Raw genomic sequence first — 20,334 nt, forward strand, 5'->3', positions numbered from 1 at the left:
GATGACCAACGAGGATATTCGAAACGGGATTCTGGCTAGACTCGAAGAATTGGAGCCGGACTATGATAAATACATTAACCATATTGAGCAGGGTTTCACTGAACCTGCTTTTTTTGTTCGATTAATCGACGGTGCCCAGGAGCAGGGTTTAGGCCAGCGGTACACACGATCACTCATGTATAACGTCATGTTCTTTCCAGACCCCGATAGTTTGGATGAACAAACATCCTGTCAGACCATGGCAGATCGGCTTTATGAAAAGCTGATAACCATCGAATCGAATGGCGTTATCCATCGAGGGCTCAGGTTGAAACATGAAGTCGTTGACAATGTGCTTCACTTCTTTGTCAGCTACAACATTAGATTGCTTGCTCCTAAAGAACTGGTACCTAAAATGGAGAAAATCAAACAGGAGGAATACATCAAATGAAAAGAGATGAAGTGAACGAGCTCAAAGAGTCTGCAGCTCCGACATTTAGCAAGCAGCAGCTCATCGAAGCCAAAAGATACACAGCACAGCAAAAGGACCTGCTTAACGCGCTGCTGGATGATGGGCAGGCGTATACGCAGGCGCAAGTTGATGGGTTGATTGGTGAATTTCTAGGAAGGGTGGAGGGTTAATTTGGCCGGAGGCACATGGACGACAATGAACAAGGTTAGACCAGGGACCTATATTAATATTACAGGCCAAGGGGTGGCTGCTGGATCAGTGGGAGACCGCGGGACGGTAGCAATGGCGCTTTCACTCAGCTGGGGGCCTTCTAAATCGCTTTTGAAGATCAATGCAGGCGATGATATCACAACGCTACTCGGTTACGATCTTACGGCACCTTCTGTACTGCTCGTAAAGGAAGCCCTAAAACGGGCCAAGACGCTGCTTTTATATCGTTTGAATGCAGGCACCAAGGCAGCGGTCACAACAGGCACCTTGACCGTCACAGCTAAGCATGGCGGGTTAAGAGGAAACAACCTCACCATTGTCATTCAGACCAACGTAGATGATAATGCCAAATTCGATGTTATTACACTGCTGGCAGGAGCTGAGGTCAACCGGCAAGTTGTGTCGAACATTGCAGGGCTTGTTGCAAATGATTGGGTGGTGTTCAGCGGTAGCGGTACCTTAGCTACGACAGCAGGCGCACCATTGATTGGTGGAGCGGATGGAACAGTAGTGAATTCCGATCACACCGACTTTCTAGCAGCAGTTGAACTTTACGACTTTAACACGCTGGCCTATACCGGAACAGCAAGCGACCTGAAAGCCTTGTACACGGCCTTTATTAAGCGCCTGCGGGATGACGAAGGTAAAAAGGTCCAACTTGTCCTTGAAAACTACGCCACGGCAGGATATGAGGGCGTGATCAGCGTCAAGAACGGAGTCAAGCTGTCCGATGGGACAGTTTTAACAGCAGCTCAAGCAACCGCTTGGGTAGCAGCAGCAACGGCAGCAGCACAAGTGAATCAATCGCTGACCTATGATAATTATGATGATGCGGTTGATGTCGGTACCCGGTACACAAATGCACAGATCGAGGCGGCTATCCTTGCAGGCGAGTTTGTTTTCACGCCCAATCAGGACAAAGCCAAGGTTGAGATCGATATCAACACCTTCACCAACTTTACACCGACTAAGGGCAAGAAGTTTTCCAAGAATCGTGTCATCCGGGTTCTGGACGGGATCGCTAACGATTTTAAACTGATCTTCGATTCCTTTTACGGTGGCAAAGTCGATAATAATCCAGATGGGCGGGACCTGCTTTGGAATGAGTACATTACGTACCTTAAGACGCTGCAGGGGCTCAACGCTCTGCAAAACGTCGATTCTGCAACGGATGTTAAAATCATTCAAGGCACGGAATCGGATAGTGTCTATGTCGAGGTAGCTGTACAGCCGGTAGACAGCATCGAAAAAGTTTATATGAAAGTGACGGTGAGGTAAAATGGCTTTTCTGAATGCGCGGGATACACTGTCCGGTCAAGAAGGCACAGCCTTTGCAACAATACCAGATGCGAACGGCGCTAAACAAAATGAGGAAATGTTTTACGTCAAAAAGCTGGAGGCCAAGGTAGAGAAGGATAAAACCGACATCAAAACGCTCGGCCGTCGCGGTACCCAGCATAAGGCCAATGGCTGGAAGGGCACCGGAACGATGACCATTTATTATGTCACAACCTTATTCCGACAGATGATGCTGGATTATATCGGTACAGGTAAGGATAGCTATTTCGACCTTAAGGTTACAAACGAGGACCCGGCATCCGGTGCCGGCAAGCAAACGGTCATCCTCAAAAATGTAAACCTGGACAGTGTAATTATGGCATCGTTGGATACGGACTCAACGGCTTTGGAAGAAGAGGTTTCCTTCACCTTTGATGGCGTTGAAATCGAATCCAGCTTTAACGATCTTGTTTAATCAAAAAAATAAAAAACACGGAGGCTATTAACGATGAGTGATTTAAGCGCATTTTACGCACAGAACGCAACAGCGACGGTAACGATGGAATTTGTGGTATCCGAGCGATTCAAGGGCAAGGACGGAAGTCCGTTAGCCTGGCAATTACGCGGCATGACGGAATCGCAGAACGAAGAGATTCGGGCAGCAGCTACCAAGCGTGTTCAGGTTAAAAAGGGAGTAACGATACCGGAAACCAATCCGAATGAATACATGGCCAAGCTTGTTGTTGCAAGTGTGGCATTTCCTAATCTGAAAGATGCAGCCTTGCAGGATTCCTATGGTGTAAAAGGTGCAGAGGATTTGCTACGTAAGATGCTGCTGCCAGGTGAATATAGCTCGCTTGTAGAGAAGGTCCAGCAAATTAATGGCTTTGACAAGGAAATGAATGAGCTGGTGGACGAAGTAAAAAACTAATCAAGGGGGGCGATGGTGAGGCTAATTATGCTTACTACGCCCTTCATGAGCTCAAGATACTGCCGCAAGACCTGTTAAAGATGAATCCTTACGAGAGGGCGGCTATTTACGCCATGATCGATATGCGGATTGAAGCAGAGAAGAAGAGGAGTAAGAAATAAGAGCGTCCTTCGGGACGCTTTTCTATTTATTCGGAGGAAAGGAGGGATGGCATGTCAACAACCGTGGGCGCCAGCCTTAAACTGTTCGACCAATTCACGGCAACCATTAACCGGGCGGAGACGGGCATACAATCCGTAATTACGGTAGCTGAACGTCTCAAGCATGAGCTGCAGAGTCAAATCACGCTTAACATTGATATGACTGGAGCCTTAGCGCACATTGAGACTGTTAAGGAACGCATCCGAACAATGGGCGGATCAAGCGCAATCAACGTTATTATCAATGCAGCAGATGTCATTGATAAGATAACGGATATTCAGAATAAAATCCGAACAGGGCTTGCCGGTACAGTGGTAAATTTATCTGTTCATTTTGATGCAGTTGCCGCAAGAGCGCAGCTGATGTCTCTTTTGGCAAGTGTGACAGGATCGGCGGTTCATGTTTCAATTCGCTTTCCTGATGCAGCTGCACTGAGGGCGAGCTTCATGGCGCTTATGGGGAGCTTGGGCACAACAGGAATTCTCATTCATGTCCGATTAGATACAGCCAAGGTCATTACACAGGCAGCTAACCTGCGGCAAAGAATCATTGATACAATAGGAACCATAGTGGTAGACCTTCAAATTGAGCTTCCTGCTGCTGTGCATACAGTGCTAACCGAACTAACCCAGCTTGTAAAAAAACTCATTGAAGCTATAGAGCGACTGCATAATGGTCCCGGAGGTGGGGGAGGTCCTGGAGGTGGTCCTGGTGGCGGAGGCGGCCCCGGTGGACTCATCGGACAATTGAAGGGCGTTGCAGCAGCGTACCTGGGTGTTGCAGCAGCAAAGAAAGCCATGGAAATATCGGACGAGTATGTTTCAACGCAAGCCCGATTAGACCTGATCAAAGACAGCACGCATACCGTTGGGCAAATGCAGACTGAGATATTTCAGGCTGCTCAGCGGGCACGGGGTAGTTACGAGGTCATGGCGAACAGCGTAGGCAAAATGGGCTTGCTGGCTGGTGAGGCATTCGGGAATAACAAAGAGCTCATTGCCTTTACTGAGTTGATGCAGAAGTCATTTAAGATTAGCGGTGCATCAACGATGGAACAACAATCAGGTATGTATCAACTTACACAGGCTATGGCTTCCGGCAAGCTGCAGGGCGATGAATTCCGAAGCATCATGGAGAACGCTCCAATGCTGGCAGATGCCATTGCAAAATTTACAGGGAAATCCAAGGGTCAACTTAAGGAAATGTCGGCGGATGGAACGATTACAGCAGACATTATCAAAGGAGCTTTATTTAAAGCAGCTGATGATATTAATACCAAGTTTGCGACCATGCCCCGAACGTTTGGTGATATGGCAGTCGGTCTCAAAAATAAGGCACTGGAGGCGTTTGGGCCAGTAATCGAGAAAATATCCACATTCATGAATACCAAATCGGGCACAGCCATTTTTGACGGTTTGCTGTCAGGGATTTCTATGGCATCTGCAGCAGCGTCGAAGTTTGTGGACGTCGCAATTTGGGTAGTTAATGTGATGCAAGATAACTGGCCAGTTGTAAGAGCGATCCTTATGTCTTTAGCGCTTGTAATCAGCGTTGTCGTTGTTGCTGCACTCACTGAGATGGCGATAGCTACGCTTGAAGCACTGTGGCCCGTCATATTGGTTATAGCGGCTATAGCACTCGTTATCTATATCATCCAACGGTTTGGAGTTACTACACAACAAATAATAGGTGCGGTGATCGGGTATTTCTACTGGATGTATGCGTCCGTGTACAACATATTTGCCCTGATCTGGAACATCATCGCCTCTTCTGCGGAATTCTTCGGCAACGTGTTCACTCAACCGACATTTATGGTTAAAAATACATTTTATCATTTTGCTATGGCGTTTTTGGGATTTATGGCAGACATGACGGTGGGCGCTGAGGATTTTTCAAAGTCGATATACATGTACATCTTCGAATACGTTAATAAAGCAATTGGTGTATTGAACAAAATGGGTGGAGCACTTAATAAGTTCTTTGATACGGATCGTTTCAAAAAAATAGATCTACTCAATCTGGACAATGTGAAGGGCTTTAGCAGTAGTATCCGTGTGATTATGGGGATGCTTGAACAACCGGTGCCTGAAGAAGAACTGTTCAATTTTCCGCGCATGGAATTAATGAACATGTTCGATGCATTCAATAAAGGATTTGCAAGCGCCGATGACTTGATGAAAGGTATAGATGACATTCTCAAAGGCGCACCGGACTTCGATATGAGCTCGATTAAAAATATAGACAATGTTGGTACCGTGGGCAAGGTCAAAGGAAAGGTCGATATTTCATCTGAGGACCTTAAGGTTATGCGTGAATTGGCCGACATACAAAACATTCAGAATTTTGTCACTCTCACGCCTACAGTCCAGGTACAAACGGGAGATATTAACCAACCAACCGATGTCAGTGAAATCATTCGACAAATAGGCGATTTCATGGAACGAGAGGTTTCCAACAACGCACAACGGGCGTATAGCTAAGATAAAAGGGGTATTGACATTGGAGAATCGAAATAACAAAGTAGCCGGCTGGTCATTTGAGAAAGAAATAGTATTTGAGGGTGGAGCTGCAATTGCAATATCAATCTCATATAGCAATGCAACTCCGCGGGATGCTGTAAAAATTATTTCGGGATTAGAGATCATTTCTAAGCAAGTCGCTGAGAAAGTAGCATTACTTAAAGAAGTGGTTCAGTAATAGCTAAAATGAGAGGGGCAATGACAATGGACGAACAACGCGTAAGAGAGATCGTGAGAGGGGAAATAAAGAATAATGATAGTTTTGTCACGCTCTCGCCAACAGTAAATGTAACGGTGGGCAGCATAAACCAACTTACTGACGTCGACGATGTCATACATCAAATTAGGGAAGTCATGGAGCGGGGTATTGCAGGCCCCACTAAACTTACTTATGGATTTTCAGAAAACCTAGAAAAAGAAGAAGATGGGTATCCTGAGGGCATAAACATTGCCTATGATATAATCAGAAATCTCAAAAAACTTAACCTGACAGTAGAAGAAGCCGAGCATATTCTCGATGAAGCAAAAGCCTCCATAAAAAAATATGCCCGGTTAAGCAACTAACTACCTATCGACAGAAGGTGAGCCTTATCCTTGCTGATCATAGTAAAACTCTGGAAATTACTGCAGCCTCCTGATAGAATAGAGTCATCATCTATCGGGAGGTAAATTATGAAAAAGTATATCATCGGTGCGCTAATCGGTAGCGCCTTAACCGTTTCTGCCACTGCTGGAGCTGCAGCCGTAAAACAGTACATCCTTACCGAAATCTCTTATCCGGTTGTCGTGAATGGAAAGGAGTTTAAGGACCCTGCTGCACCGATCCTGAACTATGAGGGCAGCACGTATGTACCTCTGGCTAAGCTTGGAGATATCACAGGTGTAAATTATAAATGGAATGAAGCAGCCAAGCAGGTGGAGATTGTAACGAGCTCAAGCGGTGGCGGAACAACAGCAGCTCCTTCAACCAACCATGAAGCGGTCAAGGCGACGCCAGGCGGAAACATTCAGTTAACGCCGGATGCTGTTATTGAGAAGCCAAAGGGCTTGGTGGTTGAAAACGGTGAAACGGTCTTTTACGCCTATGACAAGGATGACAAGTTCAAGGGCAGGTTTACTGACAGTGATAGTGCGGGGTATGTAATTGCCAAAATAAAAAAAACGGAACTGCCTCCAACTCTATCCGAAGGTTGGATAGGTGCAGGATTTTTGCTAAAAGTTTACGGAGATGTTGGTTTTGATGGAAAAGATTATGTAATTAGGACTGGGCCAGCTGTTACGAAACAGGAAGTATTTTATAGGTTTCCATTGCCTGATGGATTTAGCGAGAAGGCTAATGGTGGGGAAATCATTACGAATGGGGTAAGGCTGAAAAGTCAAGACAATGGATTTTATTTCAACATAGCTGATTTACAAAAAGTAGGACTTTTAAAATAAGCGAAATGAGCACCCAACAGGTGCTTTTTTTTATTGAGAAGGGACCGGAGCGCCATGGCTGACTATAGTATTTTTTTGAGTTGGAATAACAATGCTGAGGGCATACAATTACCTGTCAACCCTGAGTCTATAGAGGTTAAGGAACAAGGGCAAGGCAAAACCTACAACATTGTAGGTAAGGGAGGTGGTACGGATGAAACAAGGGCAGGTGAGGTCAATGTAATTCAGAGTCCGAAGCTCAAAGAGGTCAGTTTCAGCAGCGTTTTCCCCAACCAGTATTACCCTTTCGTAAATGATGAAGCGCCTTTGTTCGTACCGATGTATTATATCGGATATATAAGAAAGTGGATGGAAAGTAAGCATCCGATCCGTTTTGTTTTTGCGGGCAGTTATAATGCCTTGGCAATAGCTAGTAGGATAAAAGAATTATCAGACCTCAACTTCCCGGCTTCCATTGAATCGTTTAATTGGAAGGAAGTTGCCGGGGGCAGCGGTGATATCGAGTACACGCTGCAGCTCAAGGAATACGTGTTTTACTCGGCCCGGCGCGTAAAGGTTGGCACTGATGCAGCCGGTAATGAAGTGCTTATTAAAGAGCAGCCAAAACGCCCGGATGAACGAATCAGGCCCTTGGCCTATAAAGTGAAAGAGGGGGATAACTTGATCTCCATAGCCAAAAGAATTTTGGATGATGATTCGCGAGATAAAGAAATCCAAAAATTGAACAATTTATCCGATGCGGATGTTAAAAAATTAGCGCCCGGGACGGTCTTAAGCATTCCACGGAATTAGGAGGTATTTCATGCTTGAAATCATTATCGACAACCGGGATGGGTATTTGTGGGACATATCCGGTATCGTCTCAGATGTGACTTACAAGACAGCCAGAATCGGAAGGGCGTCCAGTATGGAAATAACCTTTCTAAAGGGTGGTCTATACGAGGCGAAAGAGTTTAAATATACGATGGGTGATGTGGTTCGGATACAGTTCGGCAATACGCCTATGTTCTTGGGGTACATCTTTGTCATTGATGATGGCCGGGATGAACAAGTTAAAATAACAGCCTATGATCAGCTCAGATATCTCATGGTGACTGAATACTACCAGGGAACGAACAAGACTGCTACGGAGGTGTTGGAGCACTTCGTAGATCGTCTTCAACTGAAAATGGAGGTATTGATCGACACCGAATATAAGATTCCGACGATCAGAGAGGACAACGTAAAGGCGATGGATATTATTTGTGGAGCGCTGGAGTCAACGCTGACGGCCACGGGGGAACGTTTTTTGTTCTTCGATAACTTTGGCTGGTTGACCCTGCGAAACGTCAAAAATATGGTCTTGGACTTGTCGTTAGGTGATGATAGTCTGATGTTTGATTACAAGTTGAAAACCTCAATCGAGGATTCTTATAATGTAGTTTGGCTGACACAGGATAATACGGATACGGGCGTTCGTACAGTGTATCCAGCGCAGGATAGCGCCAACGTTGCCAAGTGGGGATTTTTGAAACTTGTGCAAAACATAGATGAAAAGGCGAATGCTGCACAGATTAAACGGACTTTGGAAAACCTTATACAACTTAAAAACAGAGTAGGTCGGAGCTTCCAAATAGATTCTATCGGAGATATCCGGGTACGTGCCGGATGCTATTTGCACATCGATATCAAAGAAATAGGGATCGATAATTATTACATGGTCAACGAATGTACCCATAAATTTGACGGCGATGAGCACACGATGACATTGGAACTGGTGGACATAAGGAAAGACGATAAGAAAGTGACGGTGGTAACGTGAAGATTTTAGAAATCATGAAGTCCACGAGTATAGGAGTTATACAAGCAGGTTATCCAGCTTCCATTTTCACAGGTAAGGTAATTCAATTAAATCCTCTCGAAGTGATCCTTGATCCACAAAGGGACCCACTGACGGAGGATTTTTTATTGGTTCCAGAGTCGATGACTCGTTATGAGGTCGACTTGAGACATCTGCACACCTACCAAGACGCCAGTGACAGCGGCGATACAACAAGGAGTACGGAAGAAGCTTTACAGGAGCCTATCGTAATCCGCCGTGGCTTAGAAATTAACGATGTCGTCTTGCTTCTACGCGTTCAAGGTGGTCAGCAATACGTAATTTTAGATAGGGTGGTGCAGCCATGATTCCACAAGGGGGTACGCTTGCAAATGATCCAGGGACGGTCCAGCAGCCGAGCAAAACATATCGTATCGACCCGATATCGAAACGGATTGTCGGCACGATTGATAGTTTAGAGTCGGTCAAACAAACCGTATCCCAGATCCTGCAAACGGAAAGATTCGAACACTTGATATTTAGCAGCAATTATGGAGCAGAAGTGGCCAATTTACAAGGAAAGAGTGAATCTTATATCCGAGCAGAATTAGGTAGGCGTATTCGGACGGCGTTGTTACAGGATGATCGAATCTTGGATGTGCAAGACGTGAATATATCCGTTAACGGTGATGAAGTTTTGGCAGTGTTTACGGTGGTTACACAGTTCGGCAGTTTCGAAGCACAGAAAGGAGTATGAGCATGTACGAAAATCAAACCTTTCAAGCGATTATGACTCGTATGCTTGCCGTGGTGCCTAATGATGTAGACAAGCGAGAAGGCAGTGTTGTCTATGATGCTCTGGCTCCAGCTGCTTGGGAATTGAAGAAAATGTACTCAGAATTGGATGCCAATATCAACCTCTCTTTTGCAGACACCTCCAGTGGTGAGTATCTGGAGCGGCGCACTGCGGAATTCGGTGTTGAGCGGGAGCAGGCAACAAAGGCGCGGCGGAAGGGGCTGTTTTATGGAGCGTCAAGCGTACCATTCGATGTGCCTATCGGTAGCCGGTACGCAGCCAATCAACTCAATTATGTGGTCATGGAAAGGTTATCCACTGGCGTATTTGTTTTGGAATGTGAAACGACAGGCACAGTGGGAAATCAGTATTTTGGCCCGTTGCTGCCCATTGATTACGTGAACGGCCTTTCAAGTGTAACGCTTTCTGATGTGCTTGTACCCGGCGAGGATACTGAAACCGATACGGCCTTACGGCAGCGGTACTTTGCCATACTGAACGAGCAGCCATTCGGGGGCAATATAGCGGATTACAAGCAAAAAATTGGCGAGATACCAGGAGTGGGGGGCGTGAAGATTTTCCCAGCCTGGGCAGGTGGCGGGACGGTTAAGGCAACGATTATAACCTCAGATTACTCAGTCCCTTCACCGGAGTTGATTGACGAGATCCAGACGGCCATTGACCCGGTTATTAATAGTGGAGAGGGCATTGGTTTTGCACCGATTGGTCATAGCGTGACGATTACAGGCGTCAGCAACACGACAATCAACGTTGAAACGACCCTTACACTCAGTAACGGCGTAACCATAGGGCAGGTCCAGGACGACATTCAGTCTATTATCGGCGCGTACTTATTAACTTTAAGGCAGTCCTGGGCAGCAGAAAAGGAACTGGTTGTACGTGTCGCTCAAATTGAGGCGCGTATTCTAGCAGTGTGGGGGGTAACGGATATTATCGGTACGATGATAAATGGTGATGCTGCAAACATCACATTATCGGGTGATCAAATCCCGGTGCTTGGAACGGTGGTGCTACATGGTTAAACTGATTGATTATTTGCCGGACCTGTACCATGGATTAAAAGAAATGGTCAAGTTGACCGAGGCCGAAGACCCTGAGTTCAATGTGCTTGCTCAAGTTATTCGCCAAATGCTGGATAATCAATTTGTTGTTACATCCAATCAGCAGGCCATAAAACGCCGGGAACAGCAGCTTGATATCCGGGCCGATCCCGGCGTTGAAACCTTGGATTTCCGGCGTAAGCGGCTCATTCATCGTTATTCTACTCGTCCACCGTTCACGGCACGTTATTTGCAAAACAGACTCGATGAACTTGTCGGTGTGGGTGTGGCTACTGTGGAGCTGGATATACAGAATTTTATTCTTACCATCAAGCTTAAAATCCCGGATGCAGCTCATTTTTTAGAAATTGAACATGTCATTAGACTGATGAAGCCTGCCAATCTCATTTACTACCAAGAGACAGCTCTTGCCGATACGCTAACACTGGAAGAACACATGTGGAGTACACCCCTTCACCGCATGACAAGGCTGGGAACCTCTTGGAGATTAGGTAGCACACCGTTTTCTGTACGCGAACAGGAGGTGCAGATTAAATGATTCCTACAACTTATTTGACGGAGCTGGCCGCGTACACGAGGGATAGGATTATGAAGGTGGTTGTCAATAATACGGTTGAAATCACATCGTTTTATATTCGACAAGTGAGTGATCATACAGTTGAACTGGAATATATGATACCTCATGGTTCCGTTGTAACTGCCGAGCTGATTGAGCTCAAGAGCGCAACGGATGTTGTAGTGAGCTCGAATGCTGTATATATACCGATTACGAGCGATACGATCATCAAACAAAAAATGAAGGTCAGCGAGGTGACAGTATGACCTATGTACCTAAGACGAATTGGCAGTATGACGAGATGGTTACGGAAACAGACATGAATAGGATTGAGAAGCGACTTGCAGAGGCGGCAGTCGTGATCCTCTCTAACATTGAGCCTGCTAATCCCGACACACATACATTTTGGCTTGAAGATGTGGGCGAAGATTACGATCCTGGTGGCGATGGTGGTTTAGTCATTGAAAATGCAGCTCTCGACGGTAGTGCAACAATTTGGTTGGATGAAGAATAAATAAAACATAGGATGGTGTTGAGAAATGTCAGACAAAAATATTCAAATGAAAATTAAAAACGGTGCGGATTGGGATAACTTGTACCCGAAAACAAAAGCAGGGTTGATTGATGGACTGGCCGATCAGGTAGCGTCCTTGGTGGCTGGTGAAGTTGCCGGTAAGGTGGATAAGGTTGCTGGAAAGCAACTATCAACGGAAGATTACACAACAGCTGATAAGACAAAGCTTGGAGGAATCGCAAGCGGAGCCAACAACTATGTACACCCAACTGGAGACGGAAACACCCACGTTCCAGCGACAGGAACAACCAACAACGGTAAGGTGCTGACAGCCGGGGCCACGGCCGGGAGTGCTGCATGGGCGGACTTGCCTGCTGCTGGATCGAAAATAGCTGTCAGCACGGTTGAACCAACTAATGCTGATTTTTGGTATGAAGAACTTGCTTAGGAGGCTGAATGATGGCTGACAAAAACATTCAAATGAAAGCAAAGAACGGCGCGTCTTGGGATGCGCTGTTTCCTGTTACTAAAGTGGGATTGGTTGAAGGTTTGGAGGAACGGATAGCGGAAATACCGGGGGGAAGCACAAATGCTTCGGATATTCATATTGCTGATGTTGCCAATAACACTAGCGCTACAAATGTTGAAGATGCTAATGCAGAACTTTATGCAAAATTAGCTATTGCTAGAACGTATTCGTAAGGGGTGAATAGAAGCATATGGAAATAGCGTCTCCAGTGTTAATAGATACATCCAATGTTAATAATATTTTAAATCCAGATTCAGCAGTACGTGATTCGGCAGGTACTATATGGGTAATGAATTCGCAGTATACTTCAACTTCCGTACCAATCATAAGGAAATCAACGGATGACGGCGCAACTTGGAGCGTGGCAGCGTTTCCTGATGGATCTTCCCCCACATCGCCACCAGCCAGTATTAGCAACGCGCGGCTAAAGTTAGGTGGCGGAAAAGCGTATTTCATAATCGCCACAAATGCTGTCGGCGTCACCGTGTTTAATCTTACTGACAACATAGGAACCCTGGCCAACGTTTTTTCTACGACAGCTTCATTTGGGTCCTTCGGCCATGACTTATGCGTTGCGCCGAACGGAAGGCTGATGGTAGCATACTTATTTAGCGGGACGACCGGTTCCACCGTATACAGCGATGACTTCGGTGCGACTTGGACCGGCAGAAATACCCTAAACGTGGGTACCAGCACGAATCTGGGATCAAATCCTATAACGGTCACCGCGGACAGCGATAGCAACTTCTATATCTTTTCCACAAAGTATGTCAGTGCCACTAACGTAACTTTAGCTATGACAAAATTTACAAATAGCTCATCAACGTATTCATCATTAGGCAATATAATAACATCTGCATCTGGAGTATACGTGAAACGTCCAGTTGCTAGGTGTATCAAAGGTTCAGATGGTATAGATCGAATTATAATTACTTACTCCGTTGGTAGCACAGCATCTGCCAATACCGCTGGTACAGATGTGAAATGGATGGAATCTACTAACGGGGGTTCAACATGGAGCACACCTGCAACTATAATCAATGTACCAGCAGCGGGAGCTCCTAATAATACAGCCTATCCTATGAAAATTTTCTTTGACCATGTTAATGAATTCGTTATTTTTCAATTCGGCCCTTTTTCACACGCGTATGCTTTCTATTTCAGAAAGTCTCTGACAGGCACGACTTGGGTTAGCTCATCCTCAGTCCTTACGAATACGCTTTTCAGTTCTAGTTTAATAAGATCAGTGGATACACCTTCTGGATACGAATATGTATCGGGTTTCGATGCAATTTATACTTTGTCTTCTCCCACATATGTATACTATCACAAAGGTGGAGCTGCATTTAATAATAAACTAGAATCCTCGACAATACTGCCGTCATCCTTTGAAACGGTCCTTAATAAAAGACCGTTAATAAGGTATTCGGTTCCGAATACTGATGCCGAAGGGGATACGCTAGCGGCTTTGGTCGTTAAATATTCGACAGCCAATGAGCCAAACTTTGATGCTAATGTTTTCGCGTCAGATTCCGTCTCGATAACCAAGGTGTCTGGATCGTTCGCATATACTCGTCCGAGTGTTGATCTCCCTACAGGGACAACATACATCCGTGTTATTGCTTATGATAATTATGGTTTATCAACGTATTCCACTACTACAATCTTGGGCATGACCCCCGCAAACTGGGATAGCAATGAATTTATTGCAGGCTCTGGTAACATATCAGCTAGTTCTGTTACCTATCTCGTGCAGCAGCTCAACCTTGTTCGGGTAGCATATGGGCTTGCCGGGATAAGTGGATTAACAATAGAAGCAGGTGTAACAGAAGTTTCAGCAGCAGACCTTCTTTTATTAAGAACATCCTTCGAAGAGATAGTGACGGCTATTGGTGGGCAAAGTCCTGTAACTTGGACTGTTCCATCGATAGTTGCAGGTACAACAATACGTGATGGGGCACACTGGAAAGAAATACAAGACAAGTTGAGTGCCTTGTAGACCGTGGAGAATTAACATAGTTTTAGTTAAGAGCACACTTACCCCGTGCTCTTTTTGCGCTTGAAATTTAAAAGGAGGCTTGAATGATGTCAAAAAACATCTTGCTCAAAAAGCATAACGGCACAGGTTGGGATGTGTTACACCCAATTACCAAAGCAAAAAACGTGATGTCTTCTGATGGGGGAACCGTACAAGATCACATCGGGGCAGGCGGGACGGCACACGCCAGCGCTACAGGCTCCCAAGCGGGGTTTATGCCCCCAGAGGATAAAGCAGCCTTGGACGCGGCAACCTCAGCGGCCACAGCCTCTACGTTGGCGAAGCGTGATACGGCTGGACGATTAAAGGCGGCTGCACCTGCTGCAGCGGATGACGTAGCACGAAAAAATGAAACAGACGCGGCGATGACAGCAGCAGCCACGGCCAGTGGCGCGGCAGCTACAGCACAGAGCAGAGCAGATGCCGCATATAACAGGGCAGACGCGGCTTTTACGCAAGCCAGTGAGGGTAAGACGGTTGTCGCTGCCGCAATCACTGGCAAGGGTGTACCAGCTTCAAACAGCGACACATTCCCGCAATTGGCTACTAAGATAAATAGCATTCAACTCGCTACAGGTAACGCTACTGCTGCTGATGTATTAGTCGGTAGATCATTTAGTACTCCAGCCGCAGGTACTGGTGCTGTAGGTACCATGCCTGACAATGTAAATAACGTAGTACAGCCCAGTGCATTAGGAAATGTAGCAATACCATATGGTAGGCATAGCGGTAGTGTAGTGGCCGCAGTACAAGTAAACACAGCGGCGCTGCTCTCCGGCTTCAGTGTAGCCGGTGCGGCAGGTACTATGCCAAGTCATGGATCACCTGAATGGAACCCAACCACATTCAATCAATACCTACCTGCCGGTTACTTCGGTGGTGGGGTTGTGTACGGTAGTCCAAACTTGGCCGCTGATAATATACGCGATGGTGTAGATATATTCGGCGTAGTAGGTAATGTGCAGGCTAAACAAACAGCTAACGGTTCTTTTCCTACAAAGGCAGTAGATAACGCAAATCAAGCGTCTTGGGTTAACACCGTCCAGCTATCTTTTATACCTACTGCTTATGCATGCTATCTAACCGGAGGCTCGTTCCCTTGCAAAAGCTTTTATGTTGGTGGCATATCCGTAACTACTACTGCCACTGGGACTGGAGCTGCCCCTAACGGCGGCATATTCTTCTACCCAGAAACGATGACTTTGTCTCTAAGCTTTTGGGCACTAGGCAATAACCAGTCTTACAGTGCGACTTGGTATGCGATAGGCTAATACAATAACTTAAGGCGGTGGCACATGAGCCTTGAATTGATAGCATTCTGGCAAGCATACGGATAACAGATTAAGCCCGAGAAATCGGGTTTATTTTTTTGCTCAAAATAAGGGAGGGGTAAGCGAATGTCGGATGAAATTCAGAAAGTACAGGAGACGCTTGTCCAGGTCCGGATTGAACTGGGACAGCTCTCAACGAAAATGGATGCTCTAAAGGACATTGGTCGTGAGCTTGGAGCGGTGGATGATCTTGCTAAGAAAGCCATGGAGTCTACAAAAGCAGCACACCATCGATTGGACAGGATCGACAAGCTTGTTAGCTGGCTGGCAACAACGGTGATCGGAGCAATCATTTTGGCCGTGATTGGTTTTATTATCAAGGGTGGACTCATCATTAAATAAAAGGAGAACTGATAAACATGGAATGGAACGCAATAGCTCAATTAATCGATCCGCAATTATTTCTGGTTCTTGCCGCGTGCTGGATCATTGGATTTGCCCTAAAGCAATCACCAAAGGTGCCTAATTGGACCATAATTATTTTTGTGACCGTCTTCGCGGTCGTTTTCTCACTATTAATTCTTGGACCCTCACCGCAATCGGTGCTGCAAGGTATTTTGATTGGAGCCGTGGCTGTATATGGTTATGAAGTTTATAAGGCCGTCAAGCAGGCTGGAAAGGAAGGTGGCAAGCGATGAAAGCACAAGACTTTATCGCTATCATCGCACCCATGGCCCAATCTGAGCAACGGCGCACCGGAGTTCTGGCCAGCATTACAATTGCCCAGGGCGCTATCGAATCAGGTTGGGGAACTGCTGCTCCCGGTAACAATCTGTTTGGGATCAAAGGATCAGGCCAACTGCAGGCAACACAAGAGTTTATTAATGATCAATGGATTAATACAGTTGCTGGATTTCGAGTGTATAGCTCTTGGGAAGGAAGTGTAATCGATCACTCCCAATTTCTTGTAGAAAATGGTCGGTATGCCCGAGCTGGATTTTTCAATTGCTGCAGCCAGTTGGACTATGTAGGGGCTGCACGATGCTTGCAGAATGCCGGTTATGCAACCGATCCGAACTATGCGGCCAAACTGGTGCAAATCATCCAAAGCAACAACCTGGATAGATTCGACATTTTGGAAACAAAAGAAGAACCGAAAATTGAGGAGGATGAAGATATGAAACCATTAGTTTATGACGCCGATTGGAAATGGGACCAGCTCGCTAAATCTTTGGATGGTTTATACCATGCTGGCCTGCTTGAGAATTACAATTGGGCGGAACAGGCTTCAAAACGCGAGATCAATGCTGCTGACGCTTTGCTTATTATCGCTACCATGTTGGCGCGGCAAAACGGCGTGAAGCTGTAGCATACTTATTAATGAAAATTGACCACCTCCGGGATCAACCAGAGGTGGTTCACAAATATTTAAATAACAAAAGCACTACTTATAATAACCAACAAAATGAACAGAACGAGAATGGCGGCTGTACTAGTTCCTAATCCATAACCTGCACAACTTGCACAGCTACCACCAACACCACCAACACCGAGTGCACCCATGTTTACCCCTCCTTCCGGTTTACATACAGTAAGTTATGAATATCAGCGGAATCGTGATTGGACGGATGTCGCAATGGGTGATTAAAGTAGGAGCGACAGGAACCTAACTCGAAAGACTTTCATATGCTGTGGTATGGCTGAATCCTCCTTTTGCTTACATCGGCCTCTCTCCCTGAAAGTAGACGGCAGCATACTGGGCTCCGTCTACTTCTTTTTGAGGATTTGATGCCGTTTAAAATTCCCAAAGTCAATGACGACAATTTCGCCATTAGATTTTCGACGTATGTTGTTATAGTTGGGTTTACCGCTATTAGTTGTTACTTCGTAAGGAACAACTCCATATTTTCTGAATTTGGCTTTCATTGCAAAAAGTTTCCGCATATTTCTATCTGTCTTTTTTAACATCAACGAGTAGCGTTTCATGACAAGCCAGCTATAATCATTTCCAAATTTTTCAATACGGGCAAGATGCTTTTTTATCTCGGATGGAGATAATCTATATATCATTACTTCTATTTTGTTACTCATTATCCCATATTTTGTTTTTGCTACTTTTAAGACATAACCACCCCCAAGGTCATAAACAACTCGCCTAGCACCTACACCGATATTTTTTTTGCCTCTAATCATTTTCTTTATATTCTTGTTCATTGGGACAAAAGTACCCTCCTTCATAAAAGGATGTCCATGGAAGTATTCTATTCAAACATGTTAAGAAAACGTATGTATATTTACATCACGTTTACAAAATATGCTATTTCGCAATCGAAGCGAAATTGAACAGTCATTAGAAGAATGACCCACAATCATGGTTAGCAGTAAGGTGTTTAACGGGAGACGTTAGTTTAACAGGCTGTAATTGGTACAAATATAAGGGGAATCGCGCTTCGTATTGGAAAAACTTAAACAGAACAGAAAACCCTAACCTAGTCTCCCCTGATTTGTTCCCGACTTGCTGCATTTCATTCGGAAGAAACGTAAAATCTCCCATCATGATGCTGATCCGAGATTTCACCACATCCCTCATTATGGCAAAGGGATACTCATAGCCGCGGAAAATATATTTATAGTGCAGGTCATCATCCGGACGGGTATCTTCGAACACCCTGATTTGTCTGACCCTGAGCTCATTTTTGTTTTTGACCATCTCTACATGGATACGTTTCGGCAGGAATCTACATAAAAATAATGTGTACATTAATATTAAACAGACTCTAATCCCAACAATAGTACCTATTTTTTAGGCTTATGTAATTGTACATAATTAGTTTGTGCGCATAAATGTTAGCTTTTTGTACATATTGACGCTCACGAAAATCCTTTACCGATTTATTTTCAACTTTGAAACATGAATTATTTTCGAAATAATGTAAAAATAAATAAGATAGCCTCTGGGAAATTAGTAATGGATTTACGAGGAGAACTATCAGCTATGCATCAGACCAAGTTAAAAGACTTATTGGAGATTCATAATTTAATTGAGTAGGGATAGAACCAGCGAAGCTGACACTACCCGAAAAGTAAATGTATATTTATGTAATTTGGCAGACGCTCGGGCATGTCCAGGCTCTGTAACATAGAATAGATCAATATACAGCCAACCCCCAAGTGCGGCGAGCTATCACGCTTGCAGATTCTATACTAAAATCCCTCACGCCGCACTTTTAAAACGAATTCTTAATACAAATTTTCCTGAACAAGCGCTGTTATCTTCCGCCCCAGTACATGTTATTTTGAGACATTTTAAATTGTTTATAACAAACACAGTATCTTGATATTGGTCTATCGTCTGCTCTATTATTTTCCCCCTTGAACCGAAGCATATCAATGCCTTCATCAGACAGTCAGAACTATTTTCAATCTTTAATATACTCGAAGATGCATGCCGGACACCCGCAACCCGAAAATATATATGTGATTTTCCATTACATTTTTGGTAGATACGACCACATATTCTTTCACACCTGACAAACCTTCTTTTTTCTCTGCACTTACGTTTTCTCACTCCTGAAGGGCGGCAACAAGTTGTCACGTTTACAACGGTTTTTTGCTTTACCGTCTGCTTAATTGCTTTCAAGATGCAATTACCTCCTTCCTCCTTAATTTATTTCGTCGAGTACACAGACGTACCAAGGCAATTGCCCAATTTTCGAAGATTTCAAATTCAAAAACAGGCAATTGATACGGTCAATATGCGGACGTAGGCTGTCCTATGCATGCATAAAGTGTAACGATAAGTGAATCATTTTAAGGAGGGAACACATTTGGGAGGATGTAATTGTAATAAAGGTTCAAAAGATGAATGCTGTTTTACTTGTTGCGAAGATAAACAACTTGTCCAGGATAAAGTCTGTTCTAACTTTTTGATCGCGGTAGCAACACCGCGGACTATTTATACCTCCGTTGGGGTCGATGCACGGAATTTTTTCGCAAGCGGTACGATTACCTATGCTGATGGTGCGGATCCCATCTCTGTACAATTTTTCTTGGGAACGACCGCCAGTGGGCCAGCAATCTTGGTTGACCCGGGTTCGAGCTTAAGCTTTACCAAAACCAATTTCAACTCCATACAAATTACAGCTGCAGGGGCCACCGCAGATACGCCGGCGACGGGTGAAATTTGTGTCACCCCGCGCTATCGAGTATAAACAAACAGAGCGATTCCCTCAAATGGGACTTCGCTCTGTTTTTTATTGCACATAAAAGGGAGGGAGATATTGGGGGATGGAAAGAAGGAAAACTATGAGTTCGTTGGCCAGGGCTACATTAATAAAGCTCCGATTTTTTAATTGTATTTAGAACTTTAAACTATTTTGTTTCTCTTTGCCCAAAATAATAGGTTTCTGTATACTTATTTCAATAGAATAATTCCGATTCTGACCATTTTAGGAACTTTTCTCGGAGGGGATCATGTGAGGCGAAATTGGGAGCTGGACGAGTTAAACCGAAGTAGCGAAAACCCACTAGAACGCGGGGACGGAATGGGGACGGAATGTAATTTTAATTAGGGAAAACAAGTATAAATAGGAACATATACGAACAAGAAAAACCCTTGATTAACAAGGGTTTAAGTAATGTAGTTATAGCTAGTTAATGCCACAAATTACCTTGAGGGGGTAGTGTCCCATGGACGTGCGGGTTCAAATCCCGCCGACCGCAT

At 44.9% G+C, this 20,334-nt stretch carries 30 protein-coding genes; 25 read left to right on the forward strand and 5 right to left on the reverse strand.

Annotated features, from left to right (window positions below; all coding sequences use genetic code 11):
* Position 1 precedes the first annotated feature (1 nt).
* From LRL21_RS41690 to LRL21_RS41780, 19 genes are all read left to right on the forward strand, one after another.
* Positions 2–430, forward strand: coding sequence for a phage tail terminator family protein (locus LRL21_RS41690; RefSeq protein ID WP_240421655.1), 429 nt, complete (start codon positions 2–4; stop codon positions 428–430).
* Entirely contained in the window at positions 427–621 is a 195-nt protein-coding gene (locus LRL21_RS41695; RefSeq protein WP_240421656.1) for a hypothetical protein, read from the forward strand. Before LRL21_RS41690 ends, LRL21_RS41695 begins: the two co-directional genes overlap by 4 nt.
* Position 622: 1 nt before the next feature.
* A complete protein-coding gene (locus tag LRL21_RS41700; RefSeq protein WP_240421657.1) occupies positions 623–1,939 on the forward strand; it encodes a phage tail sheath family protein in 1,317 nt (438 codons plus the stop codon).
* A gap of 1 nt (position 1,940) precedes the next feature.
* Entirely contained in the window at positions 1,941–2,414 is a 474-nt protein-coding gene (locus tag LRL21_RS41705) for a phage tail tube protein (RefSeq protein WP_240421658.1), read from the forward strand.
* A 33-nt stretch (positions 2,415–2,447) separates the two neighbouring features.
* A complete protein-coding gene (locus LRL21_RS41710; RefSeq protein WP_240421659.1) occupies positions 2,448–2,870 on the forward strand; it encodes a phage tail assembly chaperone in 423 nt (140 codons plus the stop codon).
* Between the two features lie 212 nt (positions 2,871–3,082).
* Positions 3,083–5,551 carry a tape measure protein gene (locus LRL21_RS41715; protein WP_240421660.1) on the forward strand — a complete coding sequence of 823 codons (2,469 nt, stop codon included), beginning with the start codon at positions 3,083–3,085 and terminating at the stop codon, positions 5,549–5,551.
* A gap of 19 nt (positions 5,552–5,570) precedes the next feature.
* A complete protein-coding gene (locus LRL21_RS41720; protein WP_240421661.1) occupies positions 5,571–5,768 on the forward strand; it encodes a hypothetical protein in 198 nt (65 codons plus the stop codon).
* Between the two features lie 26 nt (positions 5,769–5,794).
* Positions 5,795–6,154, forward strand: coding sequence for a threonine/serine exporter family protein (locus tag LRL21_RS41725; RefSeq protein ID WP_240421662.1), 360 nt, complete (start codon positions 5,795–5,797; stop codon positions 6,152–6,154).
* 108 nt (positions 6,155–6,262) lie between these two features.
* Positions 6,263–7,027, forward strand: coding sequence for a stalk domain-containing protein (locus tag LRL21_RS41730; protein ID WP_240421663.1), 765 nt, complete (start codon positions 6,263–6,265; stop codon positions 7,025–7,027).
* A gap of 75 nt (positions 7,028–7,102) precedes the next feature.
* On the forward strand, positions 7,103–7,819 hold the full coding sequence (locus tag LRL21_RS41735) for a LysM peptidoglycan-binding domain-containing protein (RefSeq protein ID WP_240421664.1): 717 nt from the start codon (positions 7,103–7,105) through the stop codon (positions 7,817–7,819).
* Between the two features lie 10 nt (positions 7,820–7,829).
* On the forward strand, positions 7,830–8,828 hold the full coding sequence (locus LRL21_RS41740) for an XkdQ/YqbQ family protein (protein ID WP_240421665.1): 999 nt from the start codon (positions 7,830–7,832) through the stop codon (positions 8,826–8,828).
* 14 nt (positions 8,829–8,842) lie between these two features.
* Positions 8,843–9,193, forward strand: a complete 351-nt coding sequence (locus LRL21_RS41745) for a DUF2577 domain-containing protein (protein ID WP_240421666.1) — start codon at positions 8,843–8,845, stop codon at positions 9,191–9,193.
* Positions 9,190–9,582, forward strand: a complete 393-nt coding sequence (locus LRL21_RS41750; RefSeq protein ID WP_240421667.1) for a DUF2634 domain-containing protein — start codon at positions 9,190–9,192, stop codon at positions 9,580–9,582. Before LRL21_RS41745 ends, LRL21_RS41750 begins: the two co-directional genes overlap by 4 nt.
* Before the next feature lie 2 nt (positions 9,583–9,584).
* The gene (locus LRL21_RS41755) at positions 9,585–10,664 is read left to right on the forward strand and encodes a baseplate J/gp47 family protein (protein WP_240421668.1); all 1,080 of its coding nucleotides are present in this window, start codon (positions 9,585–9,587) and stop codon (positions 10,662–10,664) included.
* Positions 10,657–11,241 (forward strand): putative phage tail protein, encoded by a 585-nt coding sequence (locus LRL21_RS41760; protein ID WP_240421669.1) that lies wholly within the window; start codon positions 10,657–10,659, stop codon positions 11,239–11,241. Before LRL21_RS41755 ends, LRL21_RS41760 begins: the two co-directional genes overlap by 8 nt.
* Positions 11,238–11,525 (forward strand): ketopantoate hydroxymethyltransferase, encoded by a 288-nt coding sequence (locus LRL21_RS41765; RefSeq protein ID WP_240421670.1) that lies wholly within the window; start codon positions 11,238–11,240, stop codon positions 11,523–11,525. The genes LRL21_RS41760 and LRL21_RS41765 overlap by 4 nt, the downstream gene beginning before the upstream one ends.
* Positions 11,522–11,773 (forward strand): hypothetical protein, encoded by a 252-nt coding sequence (locus LRL21_RS41770; RefSeq protein WP_240421671.1) that lies wholly within the window; start codon positions 11,522–11,524, stop codon positions 11,771–11,773. Before LRL21_RS41765 ends, LRL21_RS41770 begins: the two co-directional genes overlap by 4 nt.
* A gap of 25 nt (positions 11,774–11,798) precedes the next feature.
* On the forward strand, positions 11,799–12,221 hold the full coding sequence (locus LRL21_RS41775; protein ID WP_240421672.1) for a hypothetical protein: 423 nt from the start codon (positions 11,799–11,801) through the stop codon (positions 12,219–12,221).
* 8 nt (positions 12,222–12,229) lie between these two features.
* Positions 12,230–12,475 (forward strand): hypothetical protein, encoded by a 246-nt coding sequence (locus tag LRL21_RS41780; protein WP_240421673.1) that lies wholly within the window; start codon positions 12,230–12,232, stop codon positions 12,473–12,475.
* On the opposite strand, the gene LRL21_RS41785 is transcribed toward LRL21_RS41780, so the two are convergent.
* Positions 12,459–13,028, reverse strand: coding sequence for a hypothetical protein (locus tag LRL21_RS41785; RefSeq protein ID WP_240421674.1), 570 nt, complete (start codon positions 13,026–13,028; stop codon positions 12,459–12,461). The two genes, LRL21_RS41780 and LRL21_RS41785, sit on opposite strands and share 17 nt — an antisense overlap.
* Positions 13,029–13,290: 262 nt before the next feature.
* On the opposite strand from LRL21_RS41785, the gene LRL21_RS41790 reads away from it, so the two are divergent.
* From LRL21_RS41790 to LRL21_RS41810, 5 genes are all read left to right on the forward strand, one after another.
* Complete coding sequence (locus LRL21_RS41790) at positions 13,291–14,301, forward strand: hypothetical protein (RefSeq protein ID WP_240421675.1); 1,011 nt, start codon at positions 13,291–13,293, stop codon at positions 14,299–14,301.
* Positions 14,302–14,384: 83 nt separating this feature from the next.
* A complete protein-coding gene (locus tag LRL21_RS41795; protein WP_240421676.1) occupies positions 14,385–15,611 on the forward strand; it encodes a hypothetical protein in 1,227 nt (408 codons plus the stop codon).
* Positions 15,612–15,737: 126 nt separating this feature from the next.
* A complete protein-coding gene (locus tag LRL21_RS41800; RefSeq protein WP_240421677.1) occupies positions 15,738–16,013 on the forward strand; it encodes a hemolysin XhlA family protein in 276 nt (91 codons plus the stop codon).
* A gap of 17 nt (positions 16,014–16,030) precedes the next feature.
* Entirely contained in the window at positions 16,031–16,309 is a 279-nt protein-coding gene (locus LRL21_RS41805) for a phage holin family protein (RefSeq protein ID WP_240421678.1), read from the forward strand.
* On the forward strand, positions 16,306–16,980 hold the full coding sequence (locus LRL21_RS41810) for a glycoside hydrolase family 73 protein (RefSeq protein WP_240421679.1): 675 nt from the start codon (positions 16,306–16,308) through the stop codon (positions 16,978–16,980). Before LRL21_RS41805 ends, LRL21_RS41810 begins: the two co-directional genes overlap by 4 nt.
* Before the next feature lie 59 nt (positions 16,981–17,039).
* On the opposite strand, the gene LRL21_RS41815 is transcribed toward LRL21_RS41810, so the two are convergent.
* From LRL21_RS41815 to LRL21_RS41830, 4 genes are all read right to left on the reverse strand, one after another.
* The gene (locus LRL21_RS41815; protein ID WP_240421680.1) at positions 17,040–17,174 is read right to left on the reverse strand and encodes a YjcZ family sporulation protein; all 135 of its coding nucleotides are present in this window, start codon (positions 17,172–17,174) and stop codon (positions 17,040–17,042) included.
* A gap of 204 nt (positions 17,175–17,378) precedes the next feature.
* Positions 17,379–17,825 carry a hypothetical protein gene (locus LRL21_RS41820; RefSeq protein ID WP_240421681.1) on the reverse strand — a complete coding sequence of 149 codons (447 nt, stop codon included), beginning with the start codon at positions 17,823–17,825 and terminating at the stop codon, positions 17,379–17,381.
* Positions 17,826–17,961: 136 nt separating this feature from the next.
* Positions 17,962–18,372: a YhjD family protein gene (locus LRL21_RS41825; RefSeq protein ID WP_476703990.1), complete on the reverse strand. Its 411-nt coding sequence runs from the start codon at positions 18,370–18,372 to the stop codon at positions 17,962–17,964.
* Between the two features lie 453 nt (positions 18,373–18,825).
* Complete coding sequence (locus LRL21_RS41830; protein ID WP_240421683.1) at positions 18,826–19,251, reverse strand: S-Ena type endospore appendage; 426 nt, start codon at positions 19,249–19,251, stop codon at positions 18,826–18,828.
* Positions 19,252–19,438: 187 nt separating this feature from the next.
* Between LRL21_RS41830 and LRL21_RS41835 the strand changes: the two genes are divergently transcribed.
* Positions 19,439–19,822 carry a DUF3992 domain-containing protein gene (locus LRL21_RS41835; protein ID WP_240421684.1) on the forward strand — a complete coding sequence of 128 codons (384 nt, stop codon included), beginning with the start codon at positions 19,439–19,441 and terminating at the stop codon, positions 19,820–19,822.
* The last annotated feature ends 512 nt before the right edge of the window (positions 19,823–20,334 follow it).

Origin of the sequence: Paenibacillus periandrae, assembly GCF_022458865.1 — a bacterium.
GTDB classification, from domain to species: domain Bacteria; phylum Bacillota; class Bacilli; order Paenibacillales; family NBRC-103111; genus Paenibacillus_S; species Paenibacillus_S periandrae.